Genomic DNA, 22,271 nt, shown 5'->3' with positions numbered 1-22,271 from the left:
GTGTCCGTAAGGCATTTAATCGCTTGAGGTCGTGTATCGGGAGAAAGCCCAGATCAACGTGACCGGACAGGTGCATGGAGCGGGTAATCAACACGGCGATGAAGGAGTGCCTTTACTTGCCAGCCCGTACCCGGCGGGGCGACACTGCAAAGTCACGCGACCCTGCGAGCAATCGATGAGTTTGGCCCAGACGCGACGTGATCAGCTGTTCCCCACACTCTGCGCGGTGCAGATAGCGGTAGCGCAGCATTTTGCGACGGCACCGCCGCAACGATTCGAGCCAGGCGAAACGCTGTATGCCCTGGGCGAACGGCATGCACCGGTATTCATCGTCACCTCGGGCGAAGTGACGGTCACTCGCGGGCATGCAATGGGTGAGGATCAGCTGATCGCCGTGCTGCCGATTGGCGGTATCACCGGCGAAGTGAGTCAGCTCGGCGGCCGCTCGGCGCTGGCCGAAGCGCGTGCCGGAGTCGCCGGCTGCGAAGCGTTGCGTTTCGATACAGCACATCTACGCGCGCTGATCATCGGCTCGGCCGAGATCGGCGAGATCATCATGCGGGCTTTTCTTTTGCGCCGTACGATGCTGATTGCGGAAGGTGCCGGCACCTTGCTGGCTGGTCGGCCGGGTGAGCCCACGCTGGTGCGACTGCAGGGTTTTCTCACCCGTAACGGCCATCCGTATTCGCTGCTCGACGTGGCCGACGGTGGCGATGGTCAAGCCCTCGTCGAGCGGTTTGGCGTACACGACGATGAGTTGCCGATCGTGCTGTGCCCTAACGGCTCGCTGCTGAAGCACCCGACCAACGTCGACCTTGCCGCGTGCCTCGGCATGACGCCGGAGCTCGATCCGGATCGGATCTTCGACGTGGCCGTGGTCGGCGCTGGCCCTGCCGGCTTGGCGACGGCAGTGTATGCCGCGTCCGAAGGCCTTTCAGTACTGGTGCTGGATACACGCTCGTTCGGCGGGCAGGCCGGCGCGTCGGCGCGCATCGAGAATTACCTTGGCTTTCCCACTGGCATCTCCGGCCATGCATTGGCTGCACGCGCATTTACCCAGGCGCAGAAGTTCGGCGCCGAGATCGCCATTCCGGTCAATGTCACTGCGCTGGAATGCGGCGGCGATGAGCGCCAGCCAGGCGACCTTTTTACCCTGCGGCTTGAGAATGGCATGGGCATGCAGGCGCGTAGCGTCGTGGTTGCGTCCGGTGCGCGCTATCGACGTATCGATATCGAAAACCTGAGCCTGTTCGAAGGCGCCGGTGTGTCGTACTGGGCCTCACCAGTGGAAGCCAAGCTGTGCGAGGGTGAGGAGATCGCCCTGGTCGGCGGTGGCAACTCGGCGGGACAGGCGGTCGCCTTCATGGCCCCGCGGGTCAAACATCTGCACCTGGTCGTACGCAGTGATTCACTCGACGCATCAATGTCGCGTTACCTGATCGAACGTATCGCCGCGCTACCCAATGTCACCTTGCATACGCGTACCGAAGTCACGGCGTTGCAGGGCGACGTGACCAGTGGACTGACTGGCGCAACGTTCCGTCATCGCGATACCGGTGCCGAGTGGACCGGACCGCTACGTCACTTGTTTCTGTTCGTTGGCGCCGATCCCAACGCGGCATGGCTGGAGAGCTGCAACGTCGACGTGGATGCCAATGGCTTTATCTGCACCGGCCAGATCGCCAGCGGGCCGATATGGTCGGCCGCTGCCCGCGCACCGCTGGCGCTGGAAACCAGTGTGCCCGGTGTATTCGCTATTGGCGACGTGCGCGCTGGCTCGACCAAGCGCGTAGCCGCAGCAGTAGGTGAAGGCGCCCAAGTCGTTGCCGCCCTCCATCAGGTACTTGCTGCATCCCCTGCCCGACTACCGGAATCCACTGCATGAGTGATTACTGCAAGCACCTTGCCGATATTGCCGACGTAACGCCACGCACGCTTGGCTGTGAGGAATGCCTCAAGTCCGGCTCGCACTGGGTCCATCTGCGGCTGTGCCGGACCTGCGGTCACGTCGGCTGTTGCGACCAGTCGCCGGGACGCCATGGTACCGCCCACTACCATGCCACCAAGCATCCGATCATCGAAGGCTACGATCCCCCCGAAGGCTGGGGCTGGTGCTTTGTCGATGACACTCTGGTCGACCTACCCGATCAGACGCCGCAAGTGGGTCCGATACCGCGATATGTCTGATGCATTGGCTGGCTTGTTTGGATGTCTAAATGATCATCTGGACAATCAGCTTGCTGTCAGCAGCTTGATCTCTCGTGAGGCGACTCTGCTTGATCGTATCGACGTGAACCTCCGCATGAAAACAAAAGGTCCGATGGTAAGAGTTGTCATCTCTCGCCATCGGACCTGAGTTTCACTCCATCTATTTCCAGCGAATCAAACCTTGCCGATCGATTCGCCGCACCGTACTTCCTCTTACCGCCCCAAGTCCTGCAGGAAACGGTTGGTGTATTGCAACGACGTACTGCCGCTGACCGAGTTGCACGTTGCCGACGCCGAACCGGTATTGCTTGAACAAGGTGTATCGCGATCCAGCGACCAGAAATGGATGCCCACCAGGCCATTGCTCACTGCGTAATTGGTGAGCGTATCGACATCGGTGAGAGAGAACACTTCGCTGGAGACATCGTTCATGCCGATCATCGGCGTCAGCTCGATCTGGCTGGCCGGGATGCCGTAGGTATGCTCCAGATTTTCCGCTGCCTGGATCGCGGACTGCCCCATGTTGCACGCGCCGTTGGATACCACGCAGACGCTGGAACTGGCCCCACCAAAATCCATCACCATCAGGTTGATCGTGTAACTGCTGAGATTGGCGCTCTTGATCGACTTGACCACCATATCGCCCAGCGAATTGAGCCCGCCGTAACTGCCATCCGATGCTCCCAGTGTGGCCAGCGTGAAGGAGATGCGCAGATTCGGATACAGCGTATGCGCATAGGCAGCCTCGGTCACCAGACTGCTGATCTCCGCCTGGGTCTGGCCTCCTTCGATATCGAAATCCATACCGACCAGATGCGATGAGTTGTAGGTCGAAAGGAATTGAGCCATGCCCGATGGCGTCGAGCAGGTGAAAACACCCGCCTGACCGCCGGTGGAAACCACGTAGTTCACGCCCGCATTGGAAAGCGCCTGAATGTTTGCGCTGGCAAAGCTGGCCGCGGGAATACCGCCCCAGTTCTCGCTGCCGCATTCGCCCGTTGCAAAAGCCAGCGTGATTGCGCCGAGATTGGGTTCGACGGTCGAGACAAGGCTGCCGCTGCCGACCACCGGAATCGTTGTGCCGGTCACCGCCGTTTGCATCACGTTGGTGTTCCAGTTGAGATTGATGGTGACGTCCTTGTACGGACTGAACAGCAGACTGCCTGGCGCAGGGGCTGGGGCTGGGGCTGGGGCTGGGGCTGGGGCCGGTGCGGGAGCTGGCGCGGGGGCCGGTGCGGGAGCCGCACCGCAGGAACCTTGGGATGTCCAGGGTTGGCCGGAGCCCGCCCCACCGCTGTTGGTCGCCGGGTCATTGCCCTGCGTCCACCAGTTCGCCAGATAGTTGATGCCGTTTTCGCTGGCAGTATTGCCGGCGGTGTAAACCTGCGACGCGCTCCAGGCCGCCGCGCAACTGGGCGCAGTCTGCGCCTGCAGCGTCTGCACGGGTACTGCGGCCAGCAAGGCCATGGACAGACCTGTCGCTGCGATGCTACCGAAAGCGCCAAGTGCCAGACGTAGGCGCAGGGCGGGCCGTTTTACAAAGGGTGATGGTGGTTTGACTGACATGGAATCCTCTCCAGATGGACTTGCATCAATACGAGTGAGTTACCAAGGCAGTTCACAGCCGCAATCCGATCAGCCATGTGGGGATGTGCCTCATCGCGTCCCTGCACGCTACCGCTTGTTATGCGTGAGATATGTCCCGTGATAGACCTTAATGACAACGTTGTCTATTGGAAAAAATCCCAACTGTGACGGTGCGCGTGAAACGCCGTTGGGCACTGATGCGGCCTCGGGATGGGCAATAGCTCGCTTCTGTTTTGCTGCTTATGCAGCATCTCAAAGCGAAAGTGGCCCTGCCGTTTGACTGGCTTGATATCGCACTGCAGCAGTGTTGATCGTGCCTCGGCAGATCGAAGCGCTTTCCAGGCGTGCCCGAAAGTGAGTGCAAAAATTAGGAAGTGGATCTAATTGAGCAGAACCATGTCGCATCCTCACAAGAAATCTTCGCCTGCCGCGTTATGACGCTAAACCTTATTCGGTGACTATCACGAATGAGGACGCCAAATGACAACGTTATCTATGCGTACTGAGTGGAGAGCGGACGACAGCCTTGCGCTGAGTCAGACCTTCTTCAATCAGGCCTTCTTCAAAAAGCAGACTTTCAGCACCAGCCCTTTGATCTTGTCCGAACTGCCTTCGATATGTTCGTCGTCGCCTTCGACGAGACGAATGTTCTTGATCACCGTGCCCTGCTTCAACGGGATCGACGAGCCCCTGACCTTCAAGTCCTTGATCACGACGACGGTGTCACCGGTGGCAAGCACATTGCCGTTGACGTCCCTCACCAGCGTTCCGATATCGGTTGCCACACTTACGGCGATGGGCCACTCGTGGCCGCAGTCTGCACATACGACACTGCCCCCATCCGGATAGGTATTTTCCATCGCGCACTGCGGGCAAGCAGGAAAGTCAGACATACCTTGGTCCATCGGGATCGTTGAAGAGCGCGGAGTATAGATGCCCGACTCAATGAACCCGACCCTGATCGGGATGCCCCGATAGCAACGAACACGCATCCATCGCTGCACCGGAATGGCACCTCCATTCTGTCATCGTTGCCTAGCTTTTGACGGAATGTGCATGGCCTGTTGGCGGCGTTGACGAAACACTTCGACACCGGTCGGTCACCCGCGGTAATGTCTACCCACAACCTAATGTCTGTTCGCTGCTGTAGACGTCCTGACCAGGAGTTTTAATGGCCGACGCAACACCTGTGTTTGACGAGATGGGATGGCCGGACAACGTTCGCGCACCCTATGCCTTGATCGATGCCTGGTTGAAATCGATGCCCGCCGAACAGCTGTTGCTGAAGCGCCGCGAGGCAGAAGTGCTGTTCCGGCGTATCGGCATCACCTTTGCGGTGTATACCGAAGGCGGTGACCCTGAGCGCCTGATCCCGTTCGACTTTATCCCCCGCGTCATGGCGCAGGCCGAATGGGTGCGTTTGCGTCAGGGCCTGGAACAACGCGCGAAGGCGCTGAATGCTTTTATCCACGACGTCTATCACGACCGCGAAATCGTTCGTGCCGGTCGCATTCCCGAGAAGCTGATTCTGCATAACAGCGAGTTTCGCCCGGAGATGGCCGGCCTCGATCTGCCCGGCCAGATGTATTCGCACATTGCCGGCATCGACATGGTGCGTACCGGGCCCGACGACTACTACGTGCTGGAAGACAACTGCCGCACGCCATCGGGCGTGTCCTATATGGTCGAGAACCGCGAGGTGATGCAGCGGCTGTTTCCGGACCTGTTCCGTCGCAATCGCGTCGCACCGGTCGCGCACTATCCCGACGAACTGCTCGCTACGCTGCGTTCGCTGGCGCCGCCAAACTGTCCCGGTGAGCCGACCGTGGTGCTGCTAACCCCTGGCATCCACAACAGCGCCTACTACGAGCACGCGTTTCTGGCCGACGAAATGGGCATCGACCTGGTCGAAGGCGCCGATCTGGTGGTGGACAAAGACGTCTGCTACCAGCGCACCACCGCCGGCCTGTCGCGTGTGGACGTAATCTATCGCCGTATCGATGACGACTATCTGGATCCGCTGGTATTCAAGCCCGGGTCGATGCTCGGCGTGCCGGGCCTGCACTTTGCCAACCGCGCGGGCAACCTCACGCTGACGAATGCCATCGGCGCCGGGATTGCGGATGACAAGGCGGTTTACATCCACGTACCGGAAATGATCCGTTTCTATCTCGGCGAAGAGCCGCTGCTGCGCAACGTGCCAACCCATGACTGCAGCAAGCCCGACGAACTGCGCTACGTGCTGGACCATCTCAACGAACTCGTAGTGAAAGCGGTGCATGGCTCCGGCGGCTACGGCATGCTGGTGGGACCACACGCCAGCCGCACTGAACTTGAAGATTTTCGCGTGCTGCTGAAAACGCGACCGCAGGATTACATCGCGCAGCCGACGCTGGCCCTGTCCACCGTGCCGACCTTCGTCGACTCCGGCATCGCACCGCGCCATGTCGACCTTCGACCGTTCGTGCTTTGCGGTGCTGATCGCATCCGCGTCGTACCTGGTGGCCTCACTCGCGTAGCGCTGAAAGAAGGCTCGCTGGTCGTCAATTCATCGCAGGGCGGCGGCACCAAAGACACCTGGATACTGGAAAACTGATGCTGGCACGTACTGCAGAAAACCTGTTCTGGCTATCGCGCTATATGGAGCGGGCCGATTACGTGGCGCGGCTGCTTCAGGTGACGGGCCAGATGAATGCCGTTCGCGTCGACAGCGACCGCAACAGCGAATGGGAATCGGCGATTGTTGCAGCTGGCGGCAGCGACAGTTATTACGCCCGCCACACGGAAGCAGACGAACCGTCGGTCATCCAGTTCCTCGCCTTCGATGCGGACAACCCCTCATCCATCGTCAACTGCATCGAGATCGCGCGTCGCAATGCGCGGGCCGTGCGCACGGCGTTGACCGCCGACATGTGGGAAGCGGTGAACACCACCTGGCAGGAGCTTTCCACGTATCGCAATACGCCGATGACCGAGGATTTGCTCTCCGAATTTCTCGAATGGGTGAAATCACGCGTCGGCCTGTTCCACGGCGTGTGCTCGAACGCGATGCTGCGTCGAGACGGTTTTCACTTCGTGCGGGTAGGCCAGTATCTGGAACGCGCCGACAATACCGCGCGTCTGCTCGACGTCAAATATCACGTGCGGCTGCCATCGGTCAGCGACGTTGGCGGTGTGATCGATTACTACCAGTGGCTGGCGATTTTGCGCGTGGTCGGTGCACGCCGCGCGTATCGCGTGATGTTCAAGGGGCCGGTGGAACCCGCACATGTGGCCGAACTGCTGATCATGCGCGGCGAGTTTCCGCGCTCGCTGGCGTTCTGCTACAACCAGATCACCCAGCATCTGGACCTGATCGAAGACCAGGATCCGCAGCGCGCGGCGGAAGCCAAGCGACAGGCGCATGCGATCTACACGAACTTGCGCTACGGCCAGATCGACGACGTCATCAACAACGGCCTGCACGAATACCTGACCGACCTGATCGTGCGCACCGAAGCGCTGGGTTCGCAAATCTCCGAGGGACACCTGTTTTGATCAGGCAACTTTAATCATGCAACTCACTATCGTTCACGACACCGTTTATCGCTATGGTCAAGCCGCCAGCATGATCATCCAGGCCCTGCGCATGTGGCCCGCACCCAGCGCCGGGCAGACCATCGGCGACTGGCGTGTCAACGTCGACGGCCGGCGATTGCAGCCAACGTGCAGCGACGGCTTTGGCAACCCGGTGGCCACGCACACCATCGACCGCAGTGTGGAAACCCTGCGGCTTTCGGTACGCGGCTCGGTCAACACGCGCGATCTGCACGGCGTGCACGGTGACCGCAAAGAGTTGCTGCCGCCGATGTTCTACCTGTCATCCACACCGCTGACCGAAAGCAATAAAGAGATCGATGACCTCGCCCGATCCGTCTCGGGCACCGGCACCGGACTGGAGCGCCTACACCGACTCAACAACGGCGTGCGCGACCGCATCGACTACCTGCCCTATCAGACCGATGCGGAAACCACCGCCGTTGAAGCGTTCGCCGCGCAGGCTGGCGTGTGCCAGGACCATGCACACGTGCTGATTGCAGCCGCCCGCTCGCTGGGTTTTCCGGCGCGCTACGTCAGTGGCTATCTCTGTCCCGTCGAAGGTACCGCCGCGGCCAGCCATGCCTGGGCTGAGATCTTTGTGGAGGATCTGGGCTGGCTGGGCTTCGACGCCGCCAATCGCCAATCGCCGAACGAACGTTATGTCCGCATCGCCTGCGGCCGCGACTACCGCGATGCAGCACCGGTGCGTGGCGTACGACTGGGTGGTATTGCCGAGTCGCTGGAAGTCGAAGTGTCGATCGCCGAATCCGGGCAATCGCAGTCACAGTCGCAATCCTGGTAACGATTGCCCAACACCTCCCGTGTCGAAATCCGCCGGTTTCGTCTGCCGTGACCGAGCGCGGCCTAGGCTCACGAGGTCACCTGTCTGATTTCATAAAAAAGGATTCGTTGATCTCGTAATTGCTGCGTGATAATCAGGGCGGGTTACCAGGGAGGCTGTACCCGCAAATACCATCACATAGGGGTCGAGATCATGCAAACGCAACGTTTTGCCGCTCGTTCCGAATGGCCCGGTTTTTGGGCCATCCGTCGTTGGGTCGATCATCGCCACCGGGCCAAACACTTTGCGCTGGCGGCGCTTTTACTTTTAGCCGTCTATCTGCCAACCGCTGTCAGCGCAGCCAGCTCGGGGAGTTTTACCGCCGCTCAGGCGCAAGCCGGCGCAGCCGTCTATAGCCAGGAATGCTCGGTGTGTCACGGCTCGAAGCTGCAGGGTGGTGCCGCACCGGCGCTTAGCGGAGCCACCTTTGGCGCATCGCTCAAGACCAACTATCCGACCGCCGAAAAGCTTTACGGTTTCATCTCCAGCCAGATGCCAGTGAGCAATCCCGGCTCGCTCAGCAAGACCCAATACGAAGATACGCTGGCTTTCATCCTCGCTCAAAACGACTACCCAGCGGGTAGCACAGCGCTTGATGCAGCCCATCTGGATAGCGTGGCATTGCTGCCGTATCCGGCTCAGAACAACGATGCGACCACCGCCAACGCCAATCTGGAAATCCAGAACATCGGCATCTCCAGCCGCATGGTCTACGGCAAGCTGCCTGACAAGGCCAGTGTCACGATTACCGACGCCATGATGGCCAGCCCCGCTGACCATCCTGCTGACTGGCTGCTGCACGGCCGCGACTATGCCAATCAGCGTTTCTCGCCACTGAAGGAGATCAACGACAGCAACGTCAAGTCGCTGACCGCCGTGGCCCTGGTACAGACCGGCATCACCAGCAGCTTCGAGACGACGCCAATCGTGGTCAATGGTGTGATGTACGCCACCACACCGGTGGTCGACAGCAAGATGAAAATCATCGCGCTGCATGCCGATACCGGCGACATCATCTGGGAGTCGACCTATAACGTCGGCAACTTCAAGATTTGTTGCGGCCCGGTCAACCGCGGTGTGGCCGTGGGCTACGGCAATGTCTACGTGGCCACACTCGATGCACGGCTGATTGCCTTGAATGCGGCCACCGGCGACGTGCTTTGGAACGTCGGCGTGGCCGATCCCACGGTCGGTTATTCGGAGACAATGGCGCCGCAGCTTTACAAGGGCAAGGTCATCGTCGGCAGCTCCGGCGGCGAATGGGCGATCCGCGGATTTGTCGCCGCCTACGACGCGACTACCGGCAAGCAGGCGTGGCGCTGGCAGTCGACCGATCCCAAATCGTTCGCGGGCGATGCGTGGCAGCGCGGTGGCGGCATGGTCTGGACCACGCCGGCCGTCGATCCGGAGCGCGGCCTGCTGATCTTCTCCACCGGCAATCCCAATCCCGACCTATACGGTGCGGGCCGCAAGGGTGACAACCTGTACACCGATTCGATCGTCGCGCTCAATGTGGATACCGGCAAGCTGGCCTGGTACTACCAGGAAGTGCCGCACGACGTATGGGACTACGACGCTGTGAGTAACGTCGTACTGTTCGACGTACAGGACACCCGCGGCAAGACCATTCCGGCCGCCGGTGAAGCGGGTAAAACAGGATGGTTCTATATCGTCGATCGTCGCAACGGCAAACTGATCCGCAAATCACAGCCTTTTGTCGATCAGTCGAAAAACATGTTCGCGCAGCCGACCAAGGAAGGCGTGCAGATGCTGCCCGGTGCCAACGGCGGTGCCGAATGGTCGCCGCCGGCGTATTCGCCACTGACCCACGCGGTGTACATCCTGGGCATGAACCAGCTGATGACCTTCACCACCGGCGACGATCCGGGTTTCCAGCCCGGCTCGATGCGTCTGGGCAGCTCGTTCACCAACGTGCCGAAGGATCCGATCCAGAACGGTACCTTCACTGCCATCAACGTCGATACCGGCAACATCGCCTGGCAGTATCACGCGGCGCAACCACTGATCGGCGGCGCGCTGGCCACCGCAGGCAATCTGGTTTTCATGGGTGAAGGCGACGGTTACTTCGATGCCTTCGATGCGACCAGCGGCAAGAAGCTGTGGCGCTTCAACCTCGGCGCGGGCGTCAATGCACCGCCGATCAGTTACAGCGTCGACGGTGTGCAGTACATCGCCGTTGGCGCCGGCGGCAACTTCCAGATGGGCTTTGCCTACGGCGATACGATCGCTATCTTCAAGCTGCCGAAGTAAGCCACTGACGAATCATCGTGATGTAAAAGAATCGGGCGGCCCGTCATGGGTCGCCCGATTCTTTCTATTACCTGGGTTGTGCGCCTGAGTTGCCTGCGATACGTATGGCGTTCAGCGCAGCTGGCTATCTTTGCTGCCGCGCCGATTGAAAGTGCTGGCACTGGCCTGCTCCTGATCCTTCGCCTCTTGGCATGCCACGCAAAGGCGAACGCCCGGCACCGCCTTACGGCGCGCCTCAGGAATCCTGGCATCACATTCCTCGCAATGCTTCAGACCCGGCCCCTGTCGCAACTGCTGCCGCGCACGCGTCACCGCATCATTAACGGTGGCATCGATCTGGTCCTGCACCGCACCGTCGCCTGCCCAACCGGTTGCCATGAAAGTCTCCCATCAGAAGATTGACTGAAAGCCTGATCTCGCAGGCATGAACCCTGTGTGGACTAAACATGTGGGTGCTGGCGAAGTACTACCAGCACACCGACATAGCTCATTCAGATGCCTGACTTCCGACGCCATACGCAACGAACGGCCTATTCAACCGGGGCGAAATGCGCACCATCGGCCGGCTCCAGCCCATCAGTCCGACTGCCGCGGCATGGCTAAAAGCGCCAGCAGGGTCAGTACCGCGGCGGCCGCCAGGTAATAGCCCACGTAGGCCAGCCCATAGGATTTGGCCAGCGAGGTGGCGATATACGGCGCCAGCGACGCGCCGAAGATACCCGCCATATTGAACGCCAGCGACGCACCGGTATAACGCACCGCCGTGGGAAACATCTGCGCCAGAATCGTGCCCAGCGGGCCGTAAGTCAAACCCATCACGCCCAGTCCCAGTGCCAGAAAAAGCAGCACGCTACCGCTACTGCCCGCGGCAAACAGCGGTGCAAAACCGATGCCGAACGCAATGATCAGTACCGTGGAAAGAATCATCGTGAAGCGGCCGCCTCGACGGTCAGCGAGCAAAGCCGACAGTGGAATGGTCGCCCCGAAAAACAGCACGCCGACCATCTGCAGTATCAGGAACTGCTCGCGCGAATAGCCCAGCTTGGTAGTCGCCCAGCTCAGCGCAAACACAGTCATCAGATAGAACAGCACAAACGTGGCCAGCGCCGCGAACGTGCCTGCCAGCAGCGCGCGCGGGTATTGCGTGATCACGGTAAGCATCGGCAGCTTTACGCGCTCGTGATGCGCCATGGCCTTCGCAAAAGCCGGCGTCTCATGCAGCTTCAATCGCATCCACAGACCGATCAGCACCAGCGCCGCACTGGCCAGAAACGGCACGCGCCAACCCCATGCAAAAAACGCGGCATCGCCGATGCCCTGCGTCAACCACAGGAACAATCCGGTAGAAAAGAAAAAACCGATCGGCGCGCCCAGCTGCGGAAACATGCCGTACCACGCGCGTTTGCCTGGCGGCGCATTCTCGATCGCCAGTAGCACGGCCCCGCCCCACTCACCGCCCAGGCCCAGTCCCTGACCGAAGCGACACAACGCCAGCAGCAACGGCGCCAGCACACCGATGCTCGCGTAGGTCGGTAGCAAGCCAATCGCCACGGTGGAAATGCCCATCGTCAACAGCGCCGCCACTAGCGTCGCCTTGCGACCCACCCGATCGCCAAAATGCCCAAACACGGCCGATCCGATCGGCCGTGCAAAAAACGCCAGTGCGAACGTCGCGAACGACTGCAGCGCGGCCGATGCGGGATCGGCAGACGGGAAAAACAGCTTCGGGAAAACCAGCACTGCTGCAGTAGCGTAAATATAGAAATCGAAAAACTCGATCGTGGTGCCGATCAGGCTGGCAAATAAAATGCGGTGCGGCGAATTGGCCGGCGCGGTCTCGACAACAGTCATTCCACAGATGTCCCAGCGATGCAGGTCCATCAATTCTGCCAGAGCATGTTGGCAAATGCCGACTTTTAACCCCACTGACGGGTTTGCAGCGATTATCTGTTATCACCACGGGATCGGAGTCCCATGTTCAGCACCCCAACCATGCCAAACGACCGGACTGTCGTCGATACGTTTGCCTTTCTGCAGATGCAGCTGCCGTGGCACAAGCAGGCCGGCTCGTCTGAAACACCAAATGCCGAAACTCACCATGTCACTGACGAAGACTGCATGGCTCGATATCGGCGAGGCGATAACCAGGCGTTTCAGATGCTCTATCTTCGTTACCGCGAAAAACTGCATCGCTACCTGCTGCGACTTGCCGATCGTTCCACCGAAGCCGAAGAGGTATTTCAGGAGGTCTGGGTCGCCGTCATTCGCGGCAAGGATCGCTACGAACCCAGCGCTCCTTTTGCCGCCTGGTTGTTTTCCATTGCCCATCGTCGTGCAGCCGATCGTTGGCGCACGCTCAGCCGGCATGCGCCCGACTGGCAGAGTCATAGCGACGATGACCGGGATTTCGAACAACGCCCAGCCGTCGCTGCACACACGCCCGAACGACTCGTCCACAACGACGAGATGGGTCTAGCTCTGCTCGAAGCGATCAGGAATCTTCCACTGCCGCAGCGGGAAGCCTTCCTCATGAAGGCAGACGGCGACCTCAGTCTCGATGACATCACGATGGCGACACAGGTGTCGCGCGAGACGGTCAAGAGTCGATTGCGTTATGCCCAGCGACGACTGCGTGATGCGCTGGAGGTTTGGCGATGAATGACGAATCGATGGACGATCTTGTTGCGCTCTATCGCAAAGCAGCCCGTGAGGCGCCACGACCTGACGTCAATGCGCGGATGCTCCAGCTTGCCGAAAGTGCAAGCAGCGCCCGTCACCGGAATCAGCGCTGGACATGGTTTGCCGCCACCATCGCCGCCGCCGCCGTTTTATGGCTGGCGGGACATCAAACGGCATCGCGTCCGTCACCAACGGCGCGGCTCTCCCTTGATGACGCTACGCCGGGATATCTCGACGGCCGCACACGCGCCTACCTTCTGAGCATGGATACCGCACCACCACGCTCGCCCACAGCGCGCTATCTGTTGATGCAAAACACGCCATCCCATTGAGCAACCAGACCCATATTCCAGGAGAACCACATGAAGAAAACCCTCACCATCGCCTTCGGCATCGGTTGCCTGCTCGCCGGCAACAGTTATGCAAATGTGCCCAAGGGATGGTTCGTCACAGGGTCGCAGTCTGCCGACTTCATCTTTGGCAGCGAACCGGGTACACGCAGACCGGGCAGCCATAACGCTTTCATCCACGCCAAGACGAACAGCGATGGATTCGGCGGGTTGATGCAAATCATCAAAGCAGGCCACTATCGGGGAAAACGCGTTCGTTTATCAGGTTACCTGCGTACCAATGATGCTGGCAAAGGGCAGATGTGGATGCGCATTGACGGCGACACTGCCGGGAAAAACCTAGGCTTCGACAACATGGAGCAGCGCGTACTACAGGGTGACCAGCCTTGGCGTCGCTGCGAGATCGTGCTCGATGTGCCTGTTGATGCGAAAGATATCGCTTTCGGCTTTTTCCTCGTAAGCAAAGGTGAAGTGTGGGGCGACAGCTTTCAACTGGACATCGTCGATAACAATGTTCCGGTCACCGACACCACTGCACAAATCCCCGATGCTCCGGTAAATCTCGACTTCTCGCAGTGAGCGAATGCAGCCGTTTTGTTCGCGACCTGTGGATGAGTCATGCTGCCTGTATTCACGAGACTGTTGTGCCAATCGATTGCCTACTTTGCCACCGCAGGCCTGCCATCGGATGGCGTCACGACGGCATCGGTTTTCAACCACGCCTGGGTGAACGTTGCGGGTGTGTTGACCGCTGAACAGAACTGGTTGGAAAAAGGCTGGCGATATGTATCGGTTCCAACCTGCACGACGGCCGTCGTGGGCGAGACGCAGTTATGACCGTCGTAGACATCACCGGATACCCAGTGCAGTTCGGCGGTAGCTTCTGCGCCAGGCGCAATACTCACCGGTAGCAGGACAGGACCGGGATGCATGCCCTTGGGTACCTGTCGCACGATCGACAGCAAGTGGTGTGCAGCATCTTCGAAATGCAACATGGGCAGCGCCGGCATTCGGCAGGCGCTGGTGCTGATATTCCGCACTACCAGCAACGTTCCGGACTGCGACATGCCGGAAAAAATTCCGCCTTCGCTATCGAACTTGATCGCTACCTGGGATGTGATGCAGTCGAGCAAGGCCGAGCCCGACGACGCCGGCAAAGCTGTCGCGCCGGCAAATGCGGCCATGGCGAGTGCAATGATCAAGCAGCATCCTCAAGATTCCGGAATGCCAATGCTCACCGTCACGCAGTGAATCCAAAATGACTGCTTCGATTGTCGATCAGATGATGAGCGTCAGTGTTTTCACTCTAATCCGCGTGGCGCAACAACCTCGCCATCTTCCTTGATGAAAGGCCTGGCGAACACCGGAAGAATATCGATCACTGCTTCGGATGGCCTGCAAAGCCGCGTACCGAGAGGCGTCACCACGAACGGCCGGTTGATCAGGATCGGATGCGCGATCATTGCATCGAGCAGTGCGTCGTCGCTGGGGTCGGGAGCAGCCAGACCCAGCTCGGCATACGGCGTGCCTTTTTCACGCAGCGCAGCACGTGGCACCAGACCTGCATCCGCGATCAGCTTGATAAGCAGCGAACGGCTGGGCGGATGCTTCAGATATTCAACGATCGTGGGCTCAATGCCCGCATGCCGGATCAACTCCAGCGTGTTGCGCGACGTGCCGCAGGCAGGGTTGTGATAGATAGTGGCGATCAGGTTCTGCATCACGTCTCTCCGCGAATTGGTGTTTTGATGGCAGATACCACACCTGCCGCTTGCGACAGCACGCCCGCCTCGACCGCGCCCTTGCGTTCGCTGTAGCGATCGACCAGGTAATCGCTACGCTCACGTACCATCAGGGTGAACTTGAACAGCTCTTCCATCACATCCACCACGCGGTCGTAATAAGGCGAGGGCTTCATGCGGCCGGCATCATCGAACTCCTGCCAGGCCTTGGCAACCGAGGACTGGTTGGGAATGGTCACCATGCGCATCCAGCGGCCGAGCAGGCGCAGCGCATTAACCACGTTGAACGACTGGGAGCCACCGCAGACCTGCATTACTGCCAGCGTACGCCCCTGTGTCGGCCTCACGCTGCCGTCCTCCAGCGGTAGCCAGTCGATCTGGTTCTTGAACATACCGGTCACCGCACCGTGGCGTTCCGGACTTACCCATACCTGCCCTTCCGACCACAGCGACAGCTCACGTAGTTCGCGAACCTTGGAATGATCATTCGCCACGCTGTCCAGCATGGGCAGATCATGCGGATCGAACACGCGTGTTTCGGCACCCAGTCGCCGCAGAATGCGTTCCGCCTCCAGCGCCAGCTTGCGACTGAACGACTGCGGCCGCAGCGATCCGTAAAGAATCAGGATACGCGGCGGATGGTCTGCGCCTTCGGGCAGGCCTAGCTTGACGTTGCTGGGAAGGTCCAGCGCATCGGCCACGATGTTCGGCAAATCATCAATCGTCATGAATGGATTGGTCATGGGTGAATTCGATACCGTTGCTCCGATTCAACAATTCTATCATTATGGAAATATCGAATTACATAGTTTTCCCAGCACTCACCGAATCTCGCACATGCTGAATCTCAACATCGCCGCGCTGGACCGCTTGACACTGTCCAGCCGGTTGGAAGCAATGGGGCACATGCCGGACGGCAGCACGGATGCCAATCATTGATTCAATAGAGACCAAGCCTATACAGTGATTCTTGCAACCAACCAACTGCAGAGGAGTTACCGCCATCACCATGCAGAGCAAACAGGCCGTCAACATCCTTTCCGCGCTGGCGCAGGAGTCGCGACTGGCGGTCTATCGCCTGCTGATCGAGCACGCTCCCGATGGTCTGGCCGCCAGCGTAATCGCGCAGAAGCTAGGGTTGGCTAACGCCACGCTGTCTTTCCATCTGAAGGAGCTATCGCATGCGGGGCTAGTTGCGAGTCGGCAAGAGGGGCGGTTTATTTACTACTCGCCAGTGATTACCACGATGAACGATCTGATCAGCTATCTCACCGACCATTGCTGCAGCCAGTCCGATGGCAACTGCACCACCGGCAAGACCGTTACTACGAGAAAGCCCCGCGCCACAGCATCAGCAAGGCTTCGCGCGACAGTCACCCAATAGCAAGATCCACACGCGATCTGGCCTTACACATCAACACGCATGCCGATCTCCACCATGCGGTTGTCGGGCAACCCGAAGTGCGTGGTCGCCGGCAGGGCGTTGCGTGCCATCAGTGCAAACAAGTGCGCGCGCCACAATGATATGCCGCGCATCCGCGAAGCGACGATATTTTCGCGGCTGGCAAAATAGGTGAACTGTTCGGGATTGACAGCGACGCCATCGATCTCCATGCCGCTCAGGGCCTCAGGCACGTGAGTGTCCTCCGCGAAGCCGAAGCGCAGATTCACCTGATGAAAACCCTCACCGAGTTCGACCTGATGGATACGATCCCTGGTTCGCACAAACGGCACATTGGCGAACTCCAGAGTCAACACGATGTTGGTGCGATGAAGAACCTGGTTGTGTTTGAGATTATGCAGCAACGCAACCGGCACACCTGTGCTCCGCGCCGTTAAAAACACTGCCGTGCCTTCGATGCGATGAGGTGGATGCGCCATGATGCTGGTAACGAAACTCTTGAGCTCCAGGCCGTCGCGGCTAAGGTGACTTATCAGAATGCGCCGGCCGCGATACCACGTCGACATCAGCAGATACATCATTGCGCCCAGCAGCAGTGGAAACCAGCCACCCGAACGGATCTTGAGAATGTTCGCGCCGAAAAAAGCGCTATCGATGGTGATCAACACCAGACCCAGCGGAATCAACGCCACGTAACGCCAATGCCATCCGAAACGCGCGTAAAGCAACGCCAGCACCGTGGTGGCGAGCATCGTACCGCTGACGGCAATGCCATATGCCGACGCCAGCGCATCGGAAGAACGGAAGATCAGCACCGCCGCCATCACCAGTATCAACAACATCAGGTTGATGCCGGGCAGATAGACCTGCCCTTCCACATGATGCGAGGTGTGCTCCACGCTCATGCGCGGCAGGTAACCCAGCAGCATGGCCTGGCGCGCCATCGAGAACGCACCGGCAATCACTGCCTGCGAGGCAATCACCGTCGCCATCGCGGCCAGCACGATCATCGGATACAGCAGCACATGCGGCACCATGCGATAGAACGGCATCACTGCCGCCGCTGGCGAACCCAGCAAAAACGCGCCCTGCCCGAAGTAGCTCAACAGCAAACACGGCAGCGCCCACGCAAACCACGCCACGCGAATCGAGCCTGCGCCGAAGTGGCCCATATCCGCATATAGCGCCTCCGCACCGGTGAGCACCAGAATCACCGCGCCCAGCGTTTCAAATCCGCGAAAGCCGTTCTGCCCGAAGTAATGCAACGCATACATCGGATCGATCGCCATGAGCACATCGGGTCGGTCGATCAACCGATAGACGCCGAGCACCGCGATTACCAGCAACCAAAGTCCCATCACCGGCCCGAATACCTTGCCAACATGAGCGGACCCGAACCGTTGCACGAAAAACAGACCGAGCAGAATCACCACGCTGATCGGAAGCACCCATGCCTTGAGCGCAGGTGCAGCCAGTTGCAGTCCCTCCACCGCGGAGAGCACCGATACCGCTGGCGTGATCACAGCATCGCCGAAAAACAGCGCCGCGCCGATCAGCCCAAGGCCGAGCGCGACCATCAGCAGGCGACGTGGAATCTTGTCCGCGCAAACATCACGCGTCAGCGCCGTCAGCGACATGATGCCGCCCTCACCGTTGTTGTTCGCACGCATGATGAAGGCCACGTACTTGCACGACACCACGATAATCAGCGCCCAAAACACCAGCGACAAAAGACCCAGCACGTTGTCGCGAGTCGCCGCCACGCCATGCGAGTCGAACGCCGCCTGCAGCGCATACAGTGGACTGGTCGCGATGTCCCCGAACACCACGCCTAGCGCGCTCATCACCAGCGCGGTGGATATCGACTGCGGCTTGTCGGACTCGTGCGGCTTCGGCGGGCTATTCAAGATGGATGCTCTTCTTGGTCGATGGTGGGCAGTTCTGAGGATCGCCTGTGGACTTTATGTCGATCGCGACAATTGTCCATAGTCGCCATCAACGCGTGATAGCGGCGCCATCAAAACGGGGCAGCGCATACGGCATCACTGCGTTACTCTTCCGAGTCATTACCTGCACCGCCTTCGGAGAATATCTGTGAATGGAACGGCCAAGACGCTGCACATAGTCCGTTGGACCTGGGTGTGTGGGTTCGCGTTAATCGCGCTCAGCGTGCCGTATCTCGCACGGGCTGGGGTAGACCATGTCGATGTGACCGAACGCAAGCCGTTTCAACATGGCAAGATTTTTCCAGGCATAGGAACTTACGAAGAGATTCACGGGCACGCATGGTTCAAGCTCGATCCTAACAGCAAGGCGAACAGCCGCATCGTCGACCTCAAATACGCCCCGCGCGATCATGAAGGCCTTGTTGAGTTCTCGGCAGATTTCGTGTTGGTAAGACCGACCAAAGCGATCGATTCCACCCTGTTATACGACGTCAACAATCGCGGCCATCAAGTCACTGACAGTTTCAACTTTGGTTTGGACTTGAACAAGAAACCGCCCTTTGTTGATACCGGATTTCTGCAGCGTAACGGATTCACGGTACTGGCATCCGCCTGGCAATGGGACGTGAAGCCGGAGAATGCAGATGACCATCCACTGGTTTTCACACCACCCACAGCAACCGATCACGGCCGTACCATCACGGGGAAAGTCGCCAACGAATTTACCGTTGAAAAGCCTGCCGATACGGCATCGTTCGTCGGTATCGATGGGCGTGCCTATGCTGCCGCGATCGCTGACGACGCCAGTGCAGTCCTGACGCAGCGTGCTCATCCTGACGACCCACGCATCGCTGTCGGTCGCGATTTGTGGCACTTCGTAGCCACGACGGATAAACAGCCGCCGACTGAGATCGCCTTAAAAGGCGGCTTCAAACCGGGACTGATCTACGAACTGACTTATACCGCGCGCGATCCCTACGTCGTCGGTGCGGGATTGGCCAGCATTCGCGACCTGCTGTCATGGTTTCGCACACATCCCTTCGCCGGCCTACCACCACCCAGGCACGTGCTGCTGTTCGGGGCCAGCCAAACGGGCCGACTCATCACGCAAATGCTTTATGACGGTTTTGATGTCGACGAACAGAACAAGCTGGTGTTCGATGGTGCTCTCAGCCTTGTTGCAGGCAGCGGCAGAGGCAGTTTCAATCACCGGTTCGCCTTTCCCACGCGGGCCGCGAATCTGGTGGTGGATCGTGACTACCCGACTGATCTGTTTCCGTTCACCACGGCACGCGAACGCGACAGTATCACCGGGAAAACGGGCTCATTGCTGGCGCATGCGCGCGACGCAAATGGCAAGGCTCCCAAGCTTTTTCTGGTCAACAAATCGACCGAATTCTGGGGTCGCTCGGCGTCGCTGCTGCAAACAACACCCGACGGTGGCGCTGACGTTTCGGAAGACCCGAACACACGTCGCTATCTACTCACCGGAATACAGCACTTCCTCTCCCCGAGTCCCACTCGCGAAAGCACTGTCAACTGCTCGGATCCGATCGATGATCTACCGACCCTGCGGGCACTATTGATTGATCTGGATCGCTGGGTTCGTAATGGATCAGCGCCACCAGCCGATGCGTACCCGACCCTGGCTAACGGAACGCTGGTAACGGCGATGCAATATGCGCAAATATTTCCCAAAGGTATTGGCCTTACACCACCAAGTAATCCATTCGTCCCAGAGCGTCTCGATTTCGGCGCTCGTTTTGACAGCCAGGGCCTCGTTGATCGACTGCCTCCCAAACATGGCCAACCTTACTCGGTGCTGGTGCCAAAGCCGGATACCGACGGTACCGATATCGCCGGTTTGCGGCCGATCGAGGTGAGCGTTCCGCTTGGCACCTATACCGGCTGGAATCCCAGCAACGCAGCCACCGGCTTTGACTGGGCATTCGATCGCTTCGAGGGATCATTTCAGCCGTTCGCCCGTACCGAAGCCGAACGAGCATCTTCCGGTGATCCGCGTCCGTCGCTCGCGGTTCGCTATAAATCCAGAGCCGACTTCATTGAACAGACGCAAGCCGCAGCGAACAAAGCTGTCGCGGCTCATCAGCTACTGCCGGAAGACGTCAATGCGGTCGTCGCCGCTCAGGGAGCTTTTTATGATCGGATCATGGTGCACTCGCCGAGCGATCTGAGTTGCAAATATCTATGGCCAATCAAATTCCCCTGAGCATCCAATGGTTGCTGCGCCGCCATCCGCAACTCAGCCCAGCACCGCTACACCCGATCGCATCGCACATCATCGACTGATGTCATACAAATTTCGCGAATACTTTGTCCCGTCGGCCTTCGTCTTTCAGATACGGCAGCAATGACGGATGCACAGTAGCGAAAGCACGAGTGCCACTGTCGAGGCGGGGATGCATGCTTGTGTTCAGTGCCGGAAGAACAGATAGATTGCGCTGTAAGGCACGCGCACCTCTGCATCGATACGCCCAGCGTTGCACCCCGTGGAAGGCGCCACGCCGCCTTCAGTGCGCGTACGAACCACGTAGTCGACGGTCGCCATCACGCCATCGCCTTCATGCGATTTCGCGTGCAATACGATCCATGGGATGGCGCCTGCGTTCGGCGATGGCGAAACATTCAGCGGCTCACCCATCACGCTGCTGCCATCGTTGGCCTGCCAGGTCGGGCCTGCGAAATGCTTGCCGATGAGCTTGCCTTTCACGTCGCTCAGCGTTGCCTCGGGCGCTTTCAACGTCCACGCATAGTCGGTACCCGCTGCCTTGCAGGTATAGATCTGCACACCCTTGCCGAAGGCCTCGACGGCAGACGACTTTACAGACGTTGCTTGGCCATGGGCCATACTCACCGCACCGGCAATGACGGTCGCCGCACTTACCCATTTCTTGCGCATCGTTTCTCTCCAGTATTGGTAATGAGGATGCCGGCACTCAAGGAAATACAGCGCCCTGCGTTCGACCGTGCTCGGTACGTTGGTCGTATTCGACGTCATTGTCCCTGAAATGTTGCAGGATCTGCTGGCCAAGGGTCTGCAGCTTTTCATCGAGTATCTGGCAGTCCGACTGCGGACCGATCGTTTGCAGCAGATGATCGATCGCCATCGCTGCCATCTCGGCGTTTTCCAGGTGGCCATCCTCATGCCCGCGCAGCGCTTTCAGATAAACCAACCACCGCCGTTGCAGTGAGTCCGGCACGTCGATTGCGGGCTGCCATTGCGGCAACGTGATCTCCACATTCAACACGATGTTGGAAGAGACCACGGCACAGGTGCTGGATGCATCGCTTTCAGTGACATAGTCCCAATGCACATCCCACCGGGTATAGCCGTCGTAACGTTTGCCGTCGACTCCGATCGGGCCCTGACTGTCCAGTGAGCGTCGTAGTGCGCTGCCGTCATCGCCGGTTACCAAATAATAATTGACGTGCTCGTTGAGCACGTAACCATCGGGGTTTTCCGTCGGAGGGGCATCGACAGGTGTAGCCTCTGCCGAGGCCACGAGACCCAGAACCAGCATCACGTACGTAACGAAGCACAGCGTATTCGCCAGCTTTGCACGCGCACGTCGAACCACTGATAGCGCAGCGCGATTGATTGGAAACTGCATCGCTGTGATCCGGTTGGGGTGGCGTCAAACCATC

The 22,271-nt window shown here is 59.3% G+C and carries 22 protein-coding genes; 12 read left to right on the top strand and 10 right to left on the bottom strand.

Annotation, left to right across the window (positions count from 1 at the left end):
• The first annotated feature begins 175 nt into the window (after positions 1 to 175).
• Positions 176 to 1,885: an FAD-dependent oxidoreductase gene (locus tag HDE80_RS14420; RefSeq protein WP_184671993.1), complete on the top strand. Its 1,710-nt coding sequence runs from the start codon at positions 176 to 178 to the stop codon at positions 1,883 to 1,885.
• Positions 1,882 to 2,187, top strand: a complete 306-nt coding sequence (locus HDE80_RS14415) for a UBP-type zinc finger domain-containing protein (RefSeq protein ID WP_184603578.1) — start codon at positions 1,882 to 1,884, stop codon at positions 2,185 to 2,187. The genes HDE80_RS14420 and HDE80_RS14415 overlap by 4 nt, the downstream gene beginning before the upstream one ends.
• A gap of 234 nt (positions 2,188 to 2,421) precedes the next feature.
• Here HDE80_RS14415 and HDE80_RS14410 read toward each other — a convergent pair whose 3' ends face one another.
• The gene (locus HDE80_RS14410; protein ID WP_221437578.1) at positions 2,422 to 3,774 is read right to left on the bottom strand and encodes a carbohydrate-binding protein; all 1,353 of its coding nucleotides are present in this window, start codon (positions 3,772 to 3,774) and stop codon (positions 2,422 to 2,424) included.
• A 572-nt stretch (positions 3,775 to 4,346) separates the two neighbouring features.
• A complete protein-coding gene (locus HDE80_RS14405) occupies positions 4,347 to 4,688 on the bottom strand; it encodes a zinc ribbon domain-containing protein YjdM (protein WP_184671991.1) in 342 nt (113 codons plus the stop codon).
• A gap of 368 nt (positions 4,689 to 5,056) precedes the next feature.
• Here HDE80_RS14405 and HDE80_RS14400 point away from each other — a divergent pair, with 368 nt between their 5' ends.
• From HDE80_RS14400 to HDE80_RS14385, 4 genes are all read left to right on the top strand, one after another.
• Positions 5,057 to 6,391 (top strand): circularly permuted type 2 ATP-grasp protein, encoded by a 1,335-nt coding sequence (locus HDE80_RS14400; protein ID WP_304625859.1) that lies wholly within the window; start codon positions 5,057 to 5,059, stop codon positions 6,389 to 6,391.
• The gene (locus HDE80_RS14395) at positions 6,391 to 7,332 is read left to right on the top strand and encodes an alpha-E domain-containing protein (RefSeq protein WP_184671987.1); all 942 of its coding nucleotides are present in this window, start codon (positions 6,391 to 6,393) and stop codon (positions 7,330 to 7,332) included. Before HDE80_RS14400 ends, HDE80_RS14395 begins: the two co-directional genes overlap by 1 nt.
• A 16-nt stretch (positions 7,333 to 7,348) precedes the next feature.
• Positions 7,349 to 8,176, top strand: a complete 828-nt coding sequence (locus HDE80_RS14390) for a transglutaminase family protein (RefSeq protein ID WP_184603586.1) — start codon at positions 7,349 to 7,351, stop codon at positions 8,174 to 8,176.
• A gap of 192 nt (positions 8,177 to 8,368) precedes the next feature.
• On the top strand, positions 8,369 to 10,486 hold the full coding sequence (locus HDE80_RS14385) for a PQQ-binding-like beta-propeller repeat protein (RefSeq protein WP_184671985.1): 2,118 nt from the start codon (positions 8,369 to 8,371) through the stop codon (positions 10,484 to 10,486).
• A gap of 111 nt (positions 10,487 to 10,597) precedes the next feature.
• Here HDE80_RS14385 and HDE80_RS14380 read toward each other — a convergent pair whose 3' ends face one another.
• Together HDE80_RS14380 and HDE80_RS14375 are read right to left on the bottom strand one after the other, a co-directional pair.
• The gene (locus HDE80_RS14380) at positions 10,598 to 10,864 is read right to left on the bottom strand and encodes a DksA/TraR family C4-type zinc finger protein (protein WP_184671984.1); all 267 of its coding nucleotides are present in this window, start codon (positions 10,862 to 10,864) and stop codon (positions 10,598 to 10,600) included.
• Between the two features lie 198 nt (positions 10,865 to 11,062).
• A complete protein-coding gene (locus tag HDE80_RS14375) occupies positions 11,063 to 12,337 on the bottom strand; it encodes an MFS transporter (RefSeq protein WP_184671982.1) in 1,275 nt (424 codons plus the stop codon).
• 123 nt (positions 12,338 to 12,460) lie between these two features.
• Between HDE80_RS14375 and HDE80_RS14370 the strand changes: the two genes are divergently transcribed.
• From HDE80_RS14370 to HDE80_RS14360, 3 genes are read left to right on the top strand one after another with little or no spacing between them, the layout of a single operon-like run.
• Entirely contained in the window at positions 12,461 to 13,144 is a 684-nt protein-coding gene (locus tag HDE80_RS14370) for a sigma-70 family RNA polymerase sigma factor (RefSeq protein ID WP_184671980.1), read from the top strand.
• Positions 13,141 to 13,497, top strand: coding sequence for a hypothetical protein (locus HDE80_RS14365; RefSeq protein ID WP_184671978.1), 357 nt, complete (start codon positions 13,141 to 13,143; stop codon positions 13,495 to 13,497). The genes HDE80_RS14370 and HDE80_RS14365 overlap by 4 nt, the downstream gene beginning before the upstream one ends.
• A gap of 30 nt (positions 13,498 to 13,527) precedes the next feature.
• Positions 13,528 to 14,094 carry a hypothetical protein gene (locus tag HDE80_RS14360; protein ID WP_184671976.1) on the top strand — a complete coding sequence of 189 codons (567 nt, stop codon included), beginning with the start codon at positions 13,528 to 13,530 and terminating at the stop codon, positions 14,092 to 14,094.
• Between the two features lie 80 nt (positions 14,095 to 14,174).
• On the opposite strand, the gene HDE80_RS14355 is transcribed toward HDE80_RS14360, so the two are convergent.
• The 3 genes from HDE80_RS14355 to arsH form a co-directional block, all read right to left on the bottom strand.
• Positions 14,175 to 14,717 (bottom strand): DUF4232 domain-containing protein, encoded by a 543-nt coding sequence (locus HDE80_RS14355; RefSeq protein ID WP_184671974.1) that lies wholly within the window; start codon positions 14,715 to 14,717, stop codon positions 14,175 to 14,177.
• 99 nt (positions 14,718 to 14,816) lie between these two features.
• Positions 14,817 to 15,227 (bottom strand): arsenate reductase (glutaredoxin), encoded by a 411-nt coding sequence (gene arsC, locus HDE80_RS14350; protein ID WP_184672188.1) that lies wholly within the window; start codon positions 15,225 to 15,227, stop codon positions 14,817 to 14,819.
• A gap of 8 nt (positions 15,228 to 15,235) precedes the next feature.
• Positions 15,236 to 15,985 carry an arsenical resistance protein ArsH gene (gene arsH, locus HDE80_RS14345; RefSeq protein ID WP_184672186.1) on the bottom strand — a complete coding sequence of 250 codons (750 nt, stop codon included), beginning with the start codon at positions 15,983 to 15,985 and terminating at the stop codon, positions 15,236 to 15,238.
• A gap of 13 nt (positions 15,986 to 15,998) precedes the next feature.
• On the opposite strand from arsH, the gene HDE80_RS14340 reads away from it, so the two are divergent.
• A complete protein-coding gene (locus tag HDE80_RS14340) occupies positions 15,999 to 16,196 on the top strand; it encodes a hypothetical protein (RefSeq protein ID WP_184671972.1) in 198 nt (65 codons plus the stop codon).
• 70 nt (positions 16,197 to 16,266) lie between these two features.
• Positions 16,267 to 16,641 carry a metalloregulator ArsR/SmtB family transcription factor gene (locus tag HDE80_RS14335; protein WP_184671971.1) on the top strand — a complete coding sequence of 125 codons (375 nt, stop codon included), beginning with the start codon at positions 16,267 to 16,269 and terminating at the stop codon, positions 16,639 to 16,641.
• Between the two features lie 23 nt (positions 16,642 to 16,664).
• Here HDE80_RS14335 and HDE80_RS14330 read toward each other — a convergent pair whose 3' ends face one another.
• Positions 16,665 to 18,566, bottom strand: a complete 1,902-nt coding sequence (locus HDE80_RS14330; protein ID WP_345776454.1) for a potassium transporter Kup — start codon at positions 18,564 to 18,566, stop codon at positions 16,665 to 16,667.
• A gap of 187 nt (positions 18,567 to 18,753) precedes the next feature.
• Here HDE80_RS14330 and HDE80_RS22380 point away from each other — a divergent pair, with 187 nt between their 5' ends.
• Entirely contained in the window at positions 18,754 to 20,835 is a 2,082-nt protein-coding gene (locus HDE80_RS22380) for an alpha/beta hydrolase domain-containing protein (protein WP_184671969.1), read from the top strand.
• A gap of 204 nt (positions 20,836 to 21,039) precedes the next feature.
• Here the strand turns inward: HDE80_RS22380 and HDE80_RS14320 are convergent, their stop codons facing one another.
• Complete coding sequence (locus HDE80_RS14320; protein ID WP_184671967.1) at positions 21,040 to 21,525, bottom strand: DUF3455 domain-containing protein; 486 nt, start codon at positions 21,523 to 21,525, stop codon at positions 21,040 to 21,042.
• 37 nt (positions 21,526 to 21,562) lie between these two features.
• A complete protein-coding gene (locus HDE80_RS14315) occupies positions 21,563 to 22,237 on the bottom strand; it encodes a DUF922 domain-containing protein (protein WP_184671965.1) in 675 nt (224 codons plus the stop codon).
• Positions 22,238 to 22,271: the final 34 nt, after the last annotated feature.

This window comes from Rhodanobacter sp. A1T4 (genome assembly GCF_014207185.1).
Lineage (GTDB): Bacteria > Pseudomonadota > Gammaproteobacteria > Xanthomonadales > Rhodanobacteraceae > Rhodanobacter.
This window is presented reverse-complemented; position numbering and strand designations above follow the sequence as displayed.